Annotated in this window: 13 protein-coding genes; 3 read left to right on the plus strand and 10 right to left on the minus strand. The window is 65.4% G+C overall.

What is annotated here, in order from left to right; genetic code table 11:
• Positions 1-386 precede the first annotated feature (386 nt).
• A complete protein-coding gene (locus tag AWB83_RS08080) occupies positions 387-974 on the plus strand; it encodes a BPSL1445 family SYLF domain-containing lipoprotein (protein WP_087044354.1) in 588 nt (195 codons plus the stop codon).
• A gap of 102 nt (positions 975-1,076) precedes the next feature.
• On the opposite strand, the gene AWB83_RS08085 is transcribed toward AWB83_RS08080, so the two are convergent.
• From AWB83_RS08085 to mltG, 10 genes are all read right to left on the minus strand, one after another.
• On the minus strand, positions 1,077-2,147 hold the full coding sequence (locus tag AWB83_RS08085) for a glycosyltransferase family 4 protein (protein WP_087044356.1): 1,071 nt from the start codon (positions 2,145-2,147) through the stop codon (positions 1,077-1,079).
• A gap of 265 nt (positions 2,148-2,412) precedes the next feature.
• Positions 2,413-3,798, minus strand: a complete 1,386-nt coding sequence (gene otsA, locus AWB83_RS08090; RefSeq protein WP_087044054.1) for an alpha,alpha-trehalose-phosphate synthase (UDP-forming) — start codon at positions 3,796-3,798, stop codon at positions 2,413-2,415.
• An 89-nt stretch (positions 3,799-3,887) separates the two neighbouring features.
• On the minus strand, positions 3,888-5,144 hold the full coding sequence (locus AWB83_RS08095; protein WP_087044056.1) for a mechanosensitive ion channel family protein: 1,257 nt from the start codon (positions 5,142-5,144) through the stop codon (positions 3,888-3,890).
• Positions 5,145-5,309: 165 nt separating this feature from the next.
• A complete protein-coding gene (locus AWB83_RS08100; RefSeq protein WP_087044058.1) occupies positions 5,310-5,666 on the minus strand; it encodes a Rap1a/Tai family immunity protein in 357 nt (118 codons plus the stop codon).
• Between the two features lie 106 nt (positions 5,667-5,772).
• Positions 5,773-6,564 (minus strand): ankyrin repeat domain-containing protein, encoded by a 792-nt coding sequence (locus AWB83_RS08105; protein WP_087044060.1) that lies wholly within the window; start codon positions 6,562-6,564, stop codon positions 5,773-5,775.
• Positions 6,565-6,629: 65 nt separating this feature from the next.
• Positions 6,630-7,415, minus strand: a complete 786-nt coding sequence (locus AWB83_RS08110) for a TatD family hydrolase (RefSeq protein WP_087044062.1) — start codon at positions 7,413-7,415, stop codon at positions 6,630-6,632.
• Positions 7,416-7,425: 10 nt separating this feature from the next.
• Positions 7,426-7,953 carry a GNAT family N-acetyltransferase gene (locus AWB83_RS08115; RefSeq protein WP_087044064.1) on the minus strand — a complete coding sequence of 176 codons (528 nt, stop codon included), beginning with the start codon at positions 7,951-7,953 and terminating at the stop codon, positions 7,426-7,428.
• 20 nt (positions 7,954-7,973) lie between these two features.
• Positions 7,974-9,014, minus strand: a complete 1,041-nt coding sequence (locus tag AWB83_RS08120; RefSeq protein ID WP_087044067.1) for a DNA polymerase III subunit delta' — start codon at positions 9,012-9,014, stop codon at positions 7,974-7,976.
• Between the two features lie 19 nt (positions 9,015-9,033).
• On the minus strand, positions 9,034-9,654 hold the full coding sequence (gene tmk, locus AWB83_RS08125; RefSeq protein WP_087044069.1) for a dTMP kinase: 621 nt from the start codon (positions 9,652-9,654) through the stop codon (positions 9,034-9,036).
• Positions 9,655-10,665, minus strand: a complete 1,011-nt coding sequence (gene mltG, locus AWB83_RS08130; protein WP_087044071.1) for an endolytic transglycosylase MltG — start codon at positions 10,663-10,665, stop codon at positions 9,655-9,657. It abuts the gene before it with no gap.
• Positions 10,666-10,765: 100 nt separating this feature from the next.
• Here mltG and ygfZ point away from each other — a divergent pair, with 100 nt between their 5' ends.
• Together ygfZ and AWB83_RS08140 are read left to right on the plus strand one after the other, a co-directional pair.
• Positions 10,766-11,752 (plus strand): CAF17-like 4Fe-4S cluster assembly/insertion protein YgfZ, encoded by a 987-nt coding sequence (ygfZ, locus tag AWB83_RS08135; protein WP_087044073.1) that lies wholly within the window; start codon positions 10,766-10,768, stop codon positions 11,750-11,752.
• A gap of 11 nt (positions 11,753-11,763) precedes the next feature.
• Positions 11,764-12,582, plus strand: a complete 819-nt coding sequence (locus AWB83_RS08140) for an NRDE family protein (protein ID WP_087044075.1) — start codon at positions 11,764-11,766, stop codon at positions 12,580-12,582.
• Positions 12,583-12,590: the final 8 nt, after the last annotated feature.

Consider the following 12,590-nt stretch of genomic DNA (forward strand, 5'->3'; position numbering starts at 1 on the left):
GGTCGTTGCTACACGGTACTGGCTGCGTTTCGCGAGACCGGGCGGCAGCGTCGCGAAATTTATACTTGCCGAAAGGTCGCGTTTCGGGTGAAACCTCCGTATGAGCATTGGGCAGTCGAGGCTTCGTCTATCCTTGAATACGCGGACGGAAACGGTCGAAAGTAATATGTAATTTACCGTGGCGATCGTCGTTTTGGGGCCGGATTCGGAGTAAGCTAGTACGCCAAAGTTGCTGTCCCCCAAATGTTGCGGAGCCTGAAAACCTTGCGTGGCAAGGGTTTGGACGCATGGTCGGGGCTCGCGTTTCCTGGTTGCTGTGCTATAACTTGGCGTGCCTCACCCTCCCGCTCTATGGGGTTTCCTAAATTCCACGATGGAGAACAATGATGCAAAGACGAAACTTCATGCTCAAGTCGACTGCGGTGCTGGCGCTGGGAGGCCTCGCGCTTGCCGGCTGCACGGCAAACAAGAATTCCGGCGCCGAACAGGCTGCGGGCGCCGCTGACGAGCGCCGCTCCATCGACGCAGACGTCGACAGCACCATCCAGCGTCTCTATTCCACCGTATCCGGTTCGCGCGAGCTGGTCGCGAAGTCGCGCGGCATTCTGGTGTTCCCGTCCGTGATTCAGGCAGGCCTCATTGTCGGCGCTCAATACGGCAAAGGTTCGCTGCGAGTGGGCGGCAGCACCGTCGGCTACTACAGCACGACCTCGGGCTCGTTCGGCCTGCAGGCCGGCGCGCAATCGAAGGCGCTGATCTTCCTGTTCATGACGCAGGACGCGCTCGACAAATTCCGCAATTCGGACGGCTGGTCGGCGGGTGCGGACGCATCCGTGGCGCTCGTCAAGATGGGCGCGAACGGCGCCATCGACACGACCACCGCAACCAAGCCGGTCGAGGTGATCGTGCTGACCAACGCCGGTCTGATGGCGGATGTCTCGCTCCAAGGCACGAAAATCTCGCGCCTGAAGTAGTGAGCACGCGGCAGCGAGCAGACGGCACAGCATGACCGCCGTAGGGCGCGATCTTCGGATCGCTCCCTACGGCGGTTTTTTTCTGGTTTTTCCAGCTTTGCCTCAGGTCGTCGTCGCGCGATCGATCAGCTTGAAGCGCGCACGCTTCTGCGCGCGCACCACGGCCTGATACGCATCGAGATACTGCCGGGCCATGCGATGCGACGTGAAGCGCTCCTCGAAGCGCTGGCGCACGCGTTCGCGCGGCAAGGTGTGCAGGCGGTTCACCGCGGCCACCGCGCCGATCTCATCCTCGACGATGAAGCCCGACACGCCCTCGTCCACCACTTCCGGCACCGCGCCGCGATTGAACGCGATGACCGGCGTGCCGCACGCCATCGCTTCGATCATCGCGAGACCGAAGGGCTCGGGCCAGTCGATCGGAAACAGGAGCGCGTGCGCGCCCGACAGGAATTCGGCCTTCTGAGTGTCGTTGATCTCGCCGATATATTCGACGTAAGGCAATTCGAGCAGCGGTGCGATCTCGCGTTCGAAGTATTCATGGTCGGCGACATCGACCTTCGCGGCGATCTTGATCGGCAAGCCGCAGCGGCCCGCGATGCGAATCGCCGTGTCGACGCGCTTTTCGGGCGAGATGCGTCCGAGAAACGCCAGATACTTCTGCTCGACCGCCTGCGGCATATAGAGCGTCTCGGGCAAGCCGTGATAAACGGTCGTGATCCATTTGGCCTGCGGCAGCGGATGCCGCTGCGAGTCCGAAATGGAAATGACCGGCGCCGTGTCGAACGTATCGAACACCGGCTGCTGCTCCGGCAGATCGAGCCGGCCATGCATGGTCGTGACGAACGGCGTGTCCTGCCGCTTGAAGAGCGAGAAGGAGTAATAGTCCATGTGGAAGTGCAGGACATCGAAGTCTTCCGCCCGGCGTCGCACCAGCTCCATCAGCAGCATGTGAGGCGCGATGCGGTCGCGAATCGCGGGATCGAGGCGCAATGCGCGCGGCCACACGGCTTCCAGGTTCGCCTTGGTTTGCGAATCGCCGGTTGCGAACAGCGTGACCTCATGACCGAGCTCGACGAGCGCTTCAGTGAGATACGACACGACACGCTCCGTGCCGCCATAGAGCTTCGGCGGCACCGACTCGGTGAGCGGGGCAATCTGGGCAATTCTCATCGTTCTCGTCTCCATGCGGATTTCGACGTGCGGCGCGGATTCGCGCGAGCCGCGCCGCGCATCGAGTATGACAGCGGGCCGTGAGCCCGGCCAACGAGGTTTGCCCTAACGCGTCTTTCCTTCGCGAAAGCTTGCCGATCGATGCCGCGCGCGATGCTACGCCCGCACGATGAGAGCATTATCGAGTGAGAACGCGGTCGCTGAAGCCGCTGCTTGCACTTTCATCGCTCTGTTACAGGGCCGAAACAATCGTTTCGCGCGGCGGTTAGGCCTGGCCGTCGCCGCGCAAATCCGCGAGGAAATCGTCGCGCCACACGCCGAGATCATGCTTGCGCAGCGCGGCCATGTTGGTCTGATAGCGCTGCTTGCGCTCGGCGAGCGGCATCGCCAGCGCGCGCGCGATCGCCTCGCTCATGCCGACGATATCGTGCGGATTGACCATCACCGCGCCGGTCATTTCGTCGGCGGCGCCCGCGAATTGCGAGAGCACGAGCACGCCGGGATCGTCCGGATTCTGCGCGGCGACGTATTCCTTCGCGACGAGATTCATGCCGTCGCGCAGCGGCGTGACGAGCCCGATCTGCGATTCGCGAAAGAGCGACATCAGCTTCCACCGGTCGTAACGCTGGTTCAGATAGCGGATCGGCGTGTAGTCGAGCCCGGAGTAGCGTCCGTTGATGCGCCCCGCCTCGTACTCCAGGTTCTGCCGGATCTGCTGATAGGTCTCGACATCCGAGCGCGTCGGCGGCGCGATCTGCACGAGCGTGACGTTGCCGCGCCATTCGGGCGATTTCTCCAGGAAATGCTCGAACGCGCGAAAGCGCTCGACGAGACCCTTCGAGTAATCGAGCCGGTCCACGCTCATGATGAGCTTGCGGCCTTCGAGGCTCTGCTTCAGGTCCATCACGTCCTGGCGCGCCTCGCCGCGCTCGGCCTGCTCGGCGATCTCGTCCGGAAACACGCCGATGCGATACACGTTCGTCTTCAGCTTCCGGCCGAACGCCTCGACGTGGCCATCGGGCGTCGCGGTGCCATGCGCGTGGCGGATGATGTAGTCGTGAAACGCGATCCGGTCGCTTTCGGTCTGAAATCCGACGACGTCGTAGCAGCACAGCGATTTGACCAGTTCCTCGTGCGGCGGGATGTTCAAGAGAATCTGCGGAGACGGAAACGGAATGTGCAGGAAGAAGCCGATGCGGTTGTTGATGCCCTCCGAGCGCAACGCCTCGGCGAACGGAATCAGGTGATAGTCGTGCACCCAGATGATGTCGTCGGGCTCGAGCAGCTTGATGAGCTTGTGCGCGAGCCAGGCGTTTACGCGCCGGTACCCGGCGTACTCGTCGCGATCGTAGACGGCGAGATCGTTGCGATAGTGAAAGACCGGCCACAGCATCGCGTTGGAGAAGCCGCGATAGTACTGGTCGTAGTCCTTCTTCGGCAGGCCGACGGTGGCGAAAGTGACCGCGCCGTCCTGTTCGAGCTTCGGCCCCTGGTTCGCCACGGTCTCGCTCACCACGTCCCCGCTCCAGCCGAACCAGACGCCGCCGCTGTCCTTCAGCGCGCCGAAGACGCCGACGGCGAGCCCGCCCGCGGAGCCCTTGGTTTCGGTCGGCGTGGCGACCCGGTTGGATACGACGACGAGACGACTCATATGCGTTCCTTTCCTCTTCGAATGTGTCTATTTCAGGATAACCACGAATTTTCGACCGGAAAACGCCGCGCGGGTTTCTTCGGATCCGCTCACGGCTTTCCGGCGGGCGTTGGCGCTGTCGACGCGGCCGAATGCGCCCGAGGGTCCGGCCCGGTCGGCTCGCCGCGGCTCGCGACCGGGTCCGCGGGCGTATTCGCCGTATTCGCCGTATTCGCCGTATTTGCCGTCGCCGCCGGCTCCGTCGTCGCGGGTTCGAGCGGCGGCGCGAAATCGACGTGCCGATCCGTCGACAGATCCGCCCGCGCGCGCGGCAGATATTGCGGATACGCTGCCTGCACGAAGTTCACGAGCCCCTCGCGCACGCGACAGCGCAAGTCCCAGTTGAGCGCAGAGTCGAAGGAACTGACGAGCACGCGAAGCTGCATCGCGCGATCGGTGGCGTCGGTGACTTGCAGCACCTGCACGCGGCCGTCCCATTCCGGCGCGTGCGCGAGAATGCGCGCCAGCTCCTCGCGCAGCGGCGCGATCGGCATGCGGTAATCGACGTAGAGAAACACCGTGCCGATGATCTGCGAGCTGTTCCGTGTCCAGTTCGTGAACGGATTCTCGATGAACCACTGCAACGGCACGATGAGCCGCCGCTGGTCCCAGATGCGGATCGACACATAGGTGCCCGTGATTTCCTCGACGCGCCCCCACTCGCCCTGAACGACGACGACATCGTCGAGGCGAATCGGCTGCGACAGCGCGATCTGCAGGCCCGCGATCAGGTTGCCGAGCACCGGCCGCGCCGCGATACCGGCGACGAGTCCCGCGACCCCCGCCGAAGCCAGCAGGCTCGCGCCGATCTGCCGCACGCTCGGGAACGCCATCAGCGCCGCGCCGAACCCGATGATGACGATCACGACCATCACCGAGCGCGCGAGCACGCGCGCCTGCGTATGGATGCGGCGGGCGTTGAGATTGTCGTCGGTGTCGAGCGGATGCGCCTGCACGATCGCCTCGCCCACCGCGCCCGCCGAGCGCGCCGCGAGGAACGTGAGCGCGCCGATCAGCGCGACCGTTTCGACGTCGCGCAGCACGCCGATGAACGGCAGCGTATCGGGCGCCTCGAAGATCATGAAACCGATCCCGAGGATGATGAGCAGAACGAGCGCCGGCGTGTCGATATAGCGCAACACGACGCTCATCAGTGGATACGGCCGCGCGATGCGCGTCAGGATGCGCGCGCCGACGCGATGCAGGCCCACCGCGAAGGCCACGGCGATGGCGGCGACGACGAGCGCGCCAGGCCAGCTGCCGAGCGGCCTTTCGGCCAGGTCCAGGAAGTGATCGAGTGAAAGCATGAGCGTCGCGGATCAGCCTCGTGAATGTGAACACGGCGAGGTGCTGCTTCGGTGGCCGTCCGGGACGCGGCCATCGCGCTTCTTTCGTTGGCAAAGGTGACGCCAGGGCGCGCGCCGGCGCCCTGGCGCCCCTCGCATCAGCATCGAGGCGCGGTCATCGCGCGCTCAGCGTTCCGCCTTGCAGGGAAACGCTTTGCCGAGGCCGAGCGAGACCATCGTGGTCGCGTTGAAGTCGGCCTTGTCGGGATTGTTGGCGATGTACTTGCGCACCGCATCCGTGAGTTGCTGCGGCTTCACGTCCGCGGGCAGGCAGAAGTACTGGCCGACCTGCGGCCCGGAGGTGCCGCCGATCGCTTCGATCGTGTTGTAGATGCCGTCCGCCGCGCCTTCGATATAGGCCGCGCAGGCGGTGCGCGAGTTGGTATCCGTTTTGGTGCAGAGCTTGTTCAGATCGTTGCCGGTAAACGCGAACGCGCACACGGGCGTCGCGAGAGCACAGGCGATGACGAATTCCCGCAGCATGATCTTCCTTTTCTGTTGAGCGGCGGCTTAATTGGGGCGACGGGTTCGGGGCGCGGGGCAGCCGCGCCTGGCCGCCCTTCTCCCCCGAGCGGAAAACTGCGCTGCGCTATTTTGCACCGTTTGGACCGCTTTGCGCAGCGCCGCCTTGCATCGCGTCGAGGCGCGCCTGCAGGCCCTCTGCGACATCCTTCTCGTTGTACTTGCGGGCAAAGTCCACGGCCGTCATGCCGATCTGGTTCTTGATCCGCAAATCCGCGCCTTCGTCGAGCAGCAGCTTGCAGGTCGAAAGATGGCCGCCGCGCGCTGCCATCATGAGCGGCGTCGTGCCGTTGGGCGAGCCTGCGTCGATGTAGGCCGAATGGTCGAGCAGGATCTTCACGATGTCGTCGTGGCCGTTGGTTGCCGCGTAGTGCAGCGGCGACCAGCCCTTCTTGTTCACTTCGGCATCCTTCGCGATCAGGAGATTCACAAAGGCGGCGTCGCCGTTGAGCGCGGCGAGCATCATCGCGTTTTCGCCGGCCGGGTCGAGTTTCTCCAGATCGGTCTTCGGATTGTCGGCGAGCAACTGGCCGACCTTGTCCGATTTCTCGCGCGCGGCAAGCACGATGATCGGCGTGCCGGTGTTGTCGACGGTGTTCGGGTCCGCGCCCTGAGCAAGCTGTTTCTTGACCGCCGATACGTCGTCGAACTTGACCGCCTTGATGAGCGAGTCCACGGAAGCGGCCCAGACCGGCTGCGCGACCGCGCAGGCGGCGAGCAGCGCGCCGGCGAGGAGACCGCGCACGGCCGCGCCCTTTCGTGCATGGCGTGCATGGCGCGCGTGGCCAGCGAGCAGCGCACGGGAAACGTTTGGCGCGCTCGCCGCGGAAAGGGGAGAAATCATCGACGAATTGTTCATATGAGACCTTCGGATTGCCTTGAAACAGGTTTTCGTTCGCGACGGCCGGCCGCCTGAGGCGTACGTCACGCCGGCCGCGCGATCTTGAAGAGCCGGAAGAAGTTGTCGGTGGTTGCCTGCGCGACAGCCTCCTCCGGCTGCTCGCGCAACTGCGCGATGAAACGTCCGACATAACTTACGTACGCGGGTTCATTCGGCTTGCCACGATAGGGCACCGGCGCGAGATACGGCGAGTCGGTTTCGATCAGCAGACGCTCGATCGGCACGCGCCGCGCGACGTCCTGCACATCCTTCGCATTCTTGAACGTGACGATGCCGGACAGCGAGATATGAAAGTTCTGCGCGAGCGCCGCCTGCGCGACCTCCCACGGTTCCGTGAAGCAATGCATGACGCCGCCCGGCACGCCCGCGCGCTCTTCTTCCATGATGCGCAGCGTGTCTTCCGACGACGAGCGCGTATGGATGATGAGCGGCTTGCCCGTAGCATGCGCGGCGCGAATGTGCGTGCGAAAGCGCTCGCGCTGCCATTCCATGTCGGCGAGGCTGCGCCCCTCCAGGCGATAGTAGTCGAGCCCGGTTTCGCCGATCGCGCAGACTTTCGGATGCGCGGCCAGTTCGACCAGTTCGGCGACGCTCGGCTCCTTCGCATCCTCGTGATCCGGATGCACGCCGACCGACGCGTACACGTTCTCGTGCTTCTCGGCGATCTCGAGCACCGAGGGCAGCGTCTCCAGATCGACGGACACGCACAGCGCATGCGTGACGGAGTGCGCGCGCATCCGGTCGAGCACGTCGGGCAGGCGGTCCGCGAGCCCTTCGAAGTTGATGTGGCAGTGTGAATCGACGAACATCCGGTGCTCCTTAATGCGTGTCCTGCGTCGCGGCCCGCTGCGCGTCCAGGCGCAGGCCGAGAATGACGAGGTCGCGCTCGACGCCGTCCAGTACCGCGACGCGCGGCAGCGTCCCCCATGCCTCGAAGCCGAGGCTGGCGAAGAGCTTCATGCTCGGCTCGTTGTGACCGAAGACGAAGCCGAGCACGGTATCCACGTTTAGCGACGGCGCGCGCGCGAGCGCCTCGCGCAGCAGCTGCCTGCCGAGACCCTTGCCGCGCGCACGTTCATCCAGATAGATGCTGACCTCGACCGTGTGTGCGTACGCCGGGCGCCCGTAGAAGTCCGAGAAGCTCAGCCACGCGATGACCTCTCCGCCCTCCTCGACGACCCACAGCGGCCGCGACTGCGGACTGTGCGCCTGAAACCACGCGACGCGGCTCTCGATCGTGACCGGTTCGAGATCCGCCGTGACCTCGCGCGAGGCGATCGTCGAATTGTAGATGGCGACGATGGCGGGCAAGTCGTCGGAAGTGGCGTCGCGGTAGCTGAGACTCATGGTTTTGCCGATGGATGGCGTCAGGCCGTGTAGATCCCGCGATAGCCGATGAACAGCTCCTCGAACACGAGGCGCGCATTGAGCGGGTGATTTTCCACCGCGCGCTGCCGCGTGACGGCTTTCATGTAGCGTGCGAGCGCGGCGGGATCGGCGCTCTGCGCGCATCGGGCGAGCGCCTTCGTTGCGCCGGGAAAATAGCGCGGACGGCCCGCCGTGCGCTGCGCGAGCAGATCGTAAAGCCAGCGCTGCAGCCAGCCCAGCACCAGCGGCACGGGCAGCTTCTGCAGATTTTCCCCGCAGGCGAAGGCGTCGCAGTTCGGCCCGGCGGCGAGCTGCGCGAGCGTGAAGTCGCGCAAGGCGCGGTTTTCATCGCTCGCGAGCGCAAGCGCCGCCAGCGGCGCGCCGCCCGCCTGCGCGAGCAGGCCAGCCGGGTCGTCGACGCCTTGCGCCGCGAGCCATGCGCTCGCCTCTTGCGGTTGCGGCACGCTCATCGGCCACTGGCGGCAGCGGCTGATGATGGTCGGCAAAAGCCGGTCGATGCGCGCCGACACCAGCAGGAACACGACGCCGGCGGGCGGTTCCTCGAGCGTCTTCAGCAGCGCATTGGCCGCCGCCACGTTGAGCGCCTCGGCCGGATACAGCAGCACGACGCGCATGCCGCCGCGATGCGAGCCCACGCCGCAGAAGTCCAGTAGCGCGCGGACCTGCTCGATCTTGATTTCCTTGCTGGGCGTGCGCGTTTTCCTGCCTTCGTCGCCGTCGGCCTTATCGGTGGACGTGTCGGTGGAGTCGCCGCCCGCGGCGGCCAGACCGGCGAGCGCTTCCGGCAGCAGGGCGCGATAGTCGGGGTGATTGCCCTGGGAGAACCACAGGCAAGCCGGACAGGCTCCGCACGGCTCGCCGTTCGCGGCAGGCGTCTCGCACAGGAGGCCCTGCGCCAGATGCTGCGCGAACTGGAGCTTGCCGATGCCCGCTTCTCCATGCAGCAACAGCGCATGCGGCCAGTGAGCGCGCAATTGCTGGAGGCGCTGCCAGTCGTCGGTTTGCCAAGGGTAGATCATGATATCTTTCTTGTGTAAATCAGAGGCTTGCGACTGCTTCTTCAAGTTTTTTGCGAATTTCGCCAATGGGCCGTGTCGAATCGACGACGAAAAACCGTTGCGGCGATTCCGCGGCGCGGCGCAAATATTCGTTGCGCGTGCGCTCGAAGAACGCCTCCGATTCGCTCTCGAACTTGTCCGGCGCGCGCGCGGCCGAGCGGCGCTCGCTCGCCGTTTGGGTCGGCACGTCGAAGAGTACGGTCAGATCGGGCTGAAAACCGCCCTGCACCCAGCGTTCGAGCGCCTCGAGCTTGTCGCGCGGCAGACCGCGGCCGCCGCCCTGATACGCGAACGTCGCATCCGAAAAACGGTCCGACAGCACCCAGTCGCCGCGCGCGAGCGCCGGTTCGATCACTTGGGCGAGATGCTCGCGGCGCCCCGCGAACATGAGCAGGGCTTCGGTTTCGAGGTCCATCGGCTGATTCAGCAGGATGCCGCGCAGCGTTTCGCCGAGCGGCGTGCCGCCGGGCTCGCGCGTCATGACGACTTGACGCCCGTGCGCGGCGAGCTTCGCCGCGAGTTGCTGGCGAAACCAGTCCAGATGCGTGGTCTTGCCCGCGCCGTCGATGCCTTCGAACGTGATGAACTTGCCCCGCGCCATTCATTGACCCCGGATGTATTTGTCGACGGCCTTGTTGTGGTCGCCCAGATTGTCGGAAAAGATGCTGCTGCCGTCGCCGCGGGACACGAAGTACAGGGCGTTGCTCGCGGCGGGATTTAGCGTGGCGGTAAGCGCGGCCACGCCGGGCAGCGCGATCGGAGTCGGCGGCAGGCCCATGCGCGTGTAGGTATTGTACGGAGTGTCCGTCTGCAGGTCTTTTTTCTTGAGTTTCCCGCCGTAGGCCGGACCGAGGCCGTAGATCACGCTCGGGTCCGTCTGCAGCGGCATGCCGATGCGCAGCCGGTTCGCGAACACCGCCGCCACGAGCGGCCGGTCCGTCGCGCGCCCGGTCTCCTTTTCGACGATCGACGCCATGATGAGCGCCTCGTACGGCGTCTTGTAAGGCAGGTTCTGGGCGCGCGTGTTCCACGCTTCGGTGAGGCGCGCCTGCATCAGCCGGTATGCGCGCTTGTAGACGGCGAGATCGCTCGTGCCCTTGTCGAAGAGATAGGTGTCGGGGAAAAACAGGCCTTCGGCCGAGGCCTTGTCCACTTCGGCCGCGCCGATCGCCCGGAGGAGATCCGTGTCGCTCATGCCCACCGTGTCGTGCTTGAGCGCGGGATTGCCGTCCAGCTCGCCGCGCATTTTCTGCAGCGTCCAGCCTTCGATGACGGTCGCGACATATTCGTTTACGTCGCCGCGCGCGATCTTCTGCAGCACTTCGTAAGGCGTGATGCCGGTCTTGAACGCATAATTGCCGGATTTCAGTTGCGCGGACAGGCCGAGCACGCGCGTCATCAGCACGAAAAGCTCCGGCTCGACGGGCACGCCGCCGCGATTCAACTGGGCGCTCACGCTGCGCAGGCTGCTGTGAGGCTTGATGGTGACATCGAGTTCGGGCGTCGGAAGCGCCATCGAGCGGTTGGCCCACCACCAGACGCCGCCCGCGCCGGCCGCCGCGAGCATCGCGGCGAGCACGACCGCCACGACGCATTTCTTGAAAAGGGACATGCGGAACACGCTTGAGATAAGACCAATATAATAACTTGCCGCCTGCGCCGGAGTCGCATTCGCGACCCGTCGAACGATAGGATTGACAGCCGCCCATCTTATGAATTCCCAGACCACGCCCCTCGCGCCCGCCGATTTCGACGCCGTCAAGACCGCCGGCGCATACATGCCGCTCACACAGTTCGGCGTAATCGACGTCAAAGGAGAGGACGCCGCCTCCTTCCTGCACAGCCAGGTTACGAACGACGTCCAGCATCTCGACGCCTCGAGCGCGCGTCTCGCGGGCTACTGCTCGCCCAAGGGGCGCCTGCTCGGCTCGTTCCTGATGTGGCGCACGCCCGACGCCGTGCGTCTTCTGATCGCACGGGACGTGCAGGCCGCCGTGCAGAAACGTCTGTCGATGTTCGTGCTGCGCTCGAAGGCGAAGCTCACCGACGCGACCCCCGAAGTGGCCGCGATCGGCTTCGCGGGCGACGTGCGCGCGGCGTTGTCCGGCATCTTCGATGCGCTGCCCGATGGCGTGCACGTGAAAGTCGAAGGCCCGCGCGGCGCGCTGATCCGCGTGCCGGATGCGGCGCATCGCCCGCGCTTTCTATGGGTCGGGCCGAAGGCGGAGGTCGAGGCGCAGCTCGCGAGGCTCGACGAGAAGCTGAAGCGCGTGCCCGAGCAGATGTGGGACTGGCTCGACATCCACGCCGGCGAGCCGCGCATCACGCAGGCGACAGTCGAGCAGTTCGTCCCGCAGATGGTGAACTTCGACGTCCTGGGCGGCGTGAACTTCAAGAAAGGCTGCTATCCCGGTCAGGAAGTGGTCGCGCGCAGCCAGTATCGGGGCACGATCAAGCGGCGCACGGCGCTGGCGCACGCCGACACCGCGACGCCCGGCGCCGAGCTGTTTCATTCCGACGATCCCGGCCAGCCGTGCGGGCTCGTCGTCAACGTGGCGCCCGCGGCGGGCGGCGGCGTGGATTGTCTCGTGGAGATCAAGCTGGCCGCGCTCGGCAACGGCTCGGTGCATGTCGGTTCCGCGGATGGCCCGGCGCTCGCGTTCGTGCCGCTGCCCTACGCCTTTCCCGCCGACGCGTGAGCACTCGCCCTATGTGTCTGATCGTCTTCGACTGGCAGCCCGCGGCTTCGCAGGAAAGCGGCCGCGCGCTGCTGACGCTGTCGGCCAACCGCGACGAGTTCTTTCGCCGCGACGCCGAGCCGATGCACTGGTGGGACGACGCACCGGGCGTCCTTGCGGGCCGCGATCTGACGGGCGGCGGGACCTGGCTCGGCGTCTCGCGCGACGGGCGTTTCGCCGCGCTGACCAACTATCGCGCGCCGAGCGAAATGCGCCCGAATGCGCCGACGCGCGGCACGCTCGTGAGCGCGTTTCTCGCGGGCGAGCGCATGGCGCCGCTCGACTATCTCGAACGCGTGGCGGAGGAAGGCCATCGCTATAACGGCTTCAATCTGCTTTGCGGGGATTTCACGCGCCGCGAGCTCGGCTGGTACGGCAATCGCGCCGATGCGCCGCCCGCTCTGCTCGAAGCGGGCGTGCATGGCTTGTCCAACAGCCTGTTGAACACGCCGTGGCCGAAGCTCGTCGCGCAGCGCGAGGCCTTGTGCGATCTGATTCACGCCGATGAGCATCCGTCGCTCGATGTGCTCATCGAGACCTTGCGCGATCCGCGCACCGCGAATGACGAGTCCTTGCCGTCGACGGGGATTTCGATCGAGCGTGAGCGCGTGCTGTCGGCGGCGTTCATCGAAACGCCGGAGTACGGGACGCGCAGCACGACGGCGCTGCGCGTGACGCCGGGCGCGCGCAGCTTATCGCTCGAGATCAAGGAACGCAGCGACGATGATGGATCGCATCGCATCGTGCGACCGGGGGCGTTCGAGCGTGGGTTTGGGTTTGAGATTGGTTGAATCGGATC

Origin of the sequence: Caballeronia ptereochthonis (assembly GCF_001545075.1) — a bacterium.
Taxonomy (GTDB): Bacteria; Pseudomonadota; Gammaproteobacteria; order Burkholderiales; family Burkholderiaceae; genus Caballeronia; species Caballeronia ptereochthonis.

Excerpts from the sequence above, each read along its gene's own strand:
- AWB83_RS08140 (WP_087044075.1), top strand. The coding sequence starts at position 11,764 with ATGTGTCTGATCGTCTTCGACTGGCAGCCCGCGGCTTCGCAGGAAAGC.
- mltG (WP_087044071.1), bottom strand. The coding sequence starts at position 10,665 with ATGTCCCTTTTCAAGAAATGCGTCGTGGCGGTCGTGCTCGCCGCGATG.
- AWB83_RS08110 (WP_087044062.1), bottom strand. The coding sequence starts at position 7,415 with ATGTTCGTCGATTCACACTGCCACATCAACTTCGAAGGGCTCGCGGAC.
- AWB83_RS08085 (WP_087044356.1), bottom strand. The coding sequence starts at position 2,147 with ATGAGAATTGCCCAGATTGCCCCGCTCACCGAGTCGGTGCCGCCGAAG.
- AWB83_RS08100 (WP_087044058.1), bottom strand. The coding sequence starts at position 5,666 with ATGCTGCGGGAATTCGTCATCGCCTGTGCTCTCGCGACGCCCGTGTGC.
- otsA (WP_087044054.1), bottom strand. The coding sequence starts at position 3,798 with ATGAGTCGTCTCGTCGTCGTATCCAACCGGGTCGCCACGCCGACCGAA.
- tmk (WP_087044069.1), bottom strand. The coding sequence starts at position 9,654 with ATGGCGCGGGGCAAGTTCATCACGTTCGAAGGCATCGACGGCGCGGGC.
- AWB83_RS08105 (WP_087044060.1), bottom strand. The coding sequence starts at position 6,564 with ATGAACAATTCGTCGATGATTTCTCCCCTTTCCGCGGCGAGCGCGCCA.
- AWB83_RS08120 (WP_087044067.1), bottom strand. The coding sequence starts at position 9,014 with ATGATCTACCCTTGGCAAACCGACGACTGGCAGCGCCTCCAGCAATTG.
- AWB83_RS08095 (WP_087044056.1), bottom strand. The coding sequence starts at position 5,144 with ATGCTTTCACTCGATCACTTCCTGGACCTGGCCGAAAGGCCGCTCGGC.
- AWB83_RS08115 (WP_087044064.1), bottom strand. The coding sequence starts at position 7,953 with ATGAGTCTCAGCTACCGCGACGCCACTTCCGACGACTTGCCCGCCATC.
- ygfZ (WP_087044073.1), top strand. The coding sequence starts at position 10,766 with ATGAATTCCCAGACCACGCCCCTCGCGCCCGCCGATTTCGACGCCGTC.
- AWB83_RS08080 (WP_087044354.1), top strand. The coding sequence starts at position 387 with ATGCAAAGACGAAACTTCATGCTCAAGTCGACTGCGGTGCTGGCGCTG.